The sequence below is a fragment of the Aeromicrobium sp. Leaf272 genome, assembly GCF_001422865.1.
Classification (GTDB): domain Bacteria; phylum Actinomycetota; class Actinomycetes; order Propionibacteriales; family Nocardioidaceae; genus Aeromicrobium.
The window spans coordinates 571,815-573,752 of record NZ_LMMY01000009.1 but is presented as its reverse complement, the minus strand read 5'-3'; the positions used below and the strand labels follow the sequence as shown (position 1 = coordinate 573,752).

Below are 1,938 nucleotides of genomic sequence, written 5' to 3'. Positions count from 1 at the left end.
GGCGAACTGGATGCCACCGCCGTAGGAGATGCCGACCATGCCCACGCGTGGGTCGTTCCGCGAGACCGTCCCGAGCTGGTTCCTCGCGTCGCGCTTCACGACCGTCAGGGCGGGCGCCTTCTTCGTGAGGCCGGCGTCGAGGTAGGCCGTGCCGGTGGCGCCGCCGAGGTAGCCGATGATCTGGCTGGCGGCCTTGCCGTCGACCGCGGGGTCGTCGAGGGAGATCGGGCAGCCCGAGCCGCCGAAGCCGAGCCCGGAGTAGCTGATGACGGCGTAGCCGCGGGAGGCGAAGAGGCGTCCGAGACCGGCCTGGTCGTCCTTGGAGCCGCCGAAGCCGTTGGTCGTGAGGATGGCCGGCACCGGCTTCCTCGCCGTGGCCGTGCGGGGCAGGTACTGGTCGGCCACGATGGTGCACTTCTGGTCGTTCTTCTCCCCGACGGTCACGCGGAACCACAGCGAGGTGACGGTGTACGGCGCGGCAGCAGCCGTGGCGGTGGGTACGGCGGCGAGCCCGGCCAGGACGAGGACGGCGGACAGGGCGGTCAGGACGGCTCGACGCACGGTGGCTCCTCGACTGGTACGCGGGTACAGGTTGCAACGAGCAACCGTGAGGTGGGTCACGGGGACGAAGGTCCCGACTCGGGGCTGCCAACGCTGACGCCTGCGGGGGTAGCGTCGACGCATGCTCACGCAGATCGGTGACGGGGTGCACCTGTCCGGCGGCACGGACGTCAACTGGGTGCTGATGCAGGACGGCGACGCCCTGACGGTCGTCGACACCGGCTATCCCGGGGACGCAGAGCGGCTGGACGCGTCGGTGCGGGAGCTCGGTCTCGTGCCCGGCGACGTCTCGGCCGTGCTGGTGACGCACGCGCACGTCGACCACGTCGGCAGCGTGGCGCGCTGGTGGGAGCACCACGGGGTGCCGGTGCTGATGCACGCCGACGAGGTGCCCAACGCGACGGGGGAGCGGGTCGAGTCGGCCACCACCCTCGACGTCGCGCGTCGGGCCTGGCGCCCGCGGACGGCGCTGTGGGCTGCCCGGATCTCCCGGCTGGGCGCGACGGCGCACCAGACCTTCGCCCACGCCCGCGCGTGGACCGACGGTGCGCCGCTCGACGTGCCGGGCGCCCCGGTCCCGGTGCACACGCCGGGCCACACCAGCGGACACGCGGCGTACCTGTTCCCCGCGGCCGGCGTGCTCGTCACCGGCGACGCCCTGGTGACGGGCCACGCGATCTCGCGTCGGCGCGGCCCCCAGCAGCTGCCCGGCTTCTTCACGGCCGACGGCGTGCAGGCGGAGCGCTCGCTGGAGCGGCTGCGCGCCCTCGACGCCGACACCATCGCCCCCGGTCATGGCCCGGCCTGGCGCGGCCCCCTGGGCGACGCCGTCGACCAGGCCCTCTCCCCCCGGCCTTGACTCGTCAGAGGTAGGTGGCGCGCGGAATCGACTCGTCAGAGGTAGGTGGCGCGCGGAATCGACTCGTCAGAGGTAGGTGGCGCGCGGATAGGAGGCGCGTATCCGCGTGGCACCTACCTCGGGGTGCCGGGGTTGCGCGGGCCACCTACCTCCCGCGGCCGGCACCGTGCGACGGCTCCCGTCCGCCTGTCGGGGCGTGGCACGGGGACGAAGACGACGAGAGGGCGCCCGCGTGGTGCGGGCGCCCTCTCGGCTGGGATCGGTCGTGCGTCAGGCCTTGGGCTCGTCCTCGCCCTGGGGCTCCTCGTCCTTGGCCGCGTCGGTGGCCGCGGTCGAGACGTCCGTGCCCGACGGGTTCGCGTCGCTCAGCGGCGCGACGTCGTCGGACTCCGGGTCGGCGTTCGGCGCGTCCTCGACGGCGACGACCTCCGACGGTGCCTCGTCCTTGGCCGCGCCGGTTCCGTCGGTGTCGGCCTTGGCCTCCACGTCGGTGGCGTCGGCCTCCTCCTCGCGCGCGC

3 protein-coding genes are annotated in these 1,938 nt (G+C 73.9%); 1 reads left to right on the top strand and 2 read right to left on the bottom strand.

Annotation, left to right across the window (positions count from 1 at the left end):
- Positions 1–561: CocE/NonD family hydrolase (locus ASF38_RS18790; protein ID WP_235497390.1), on the bottom strand; the 561-nt coding region annotated here is incomplete at its 3' end.
- 121 nt (positions 562–682) lie between these two features.
- Here ASF38_RS18790 and ASF38_RS04420 point away from each other — a divergent pair.
- Positions 683–1,420, top strand: a complete 738-nt coding sequence (locus tag ASF38_RS04420; RefSeq protein WP_056573907.1) for an MBL fold metallo-hydrolase — start codon at positions 683–685, stop codon at positions 1,418–1,420.
- A 270-nt stretch (positions 1,421–1,690) separates the two neighbouring features.
- Here ASF38_RS04420 and ASF38_RS17875 read toward each other — a convergent pair.
- Positions 1,691–1,938: hypothetical protein (locus tag ASF38_RS17875; RefSeq protein ID WP_200914403.1), on the bottom strand; the 248-nt coding region annotated here is incomplete at its 5' end.

Bases quoted from the DNA above. Each gene is read 5' to 3' on its own strand.
- ASF38_RS04420 (WP_056573907.1), top strand. From the start codon at position 683: ATGCTCACGCAGATCGGTGACGGGGTGCACCTGTCCGGCGGCACGGAC.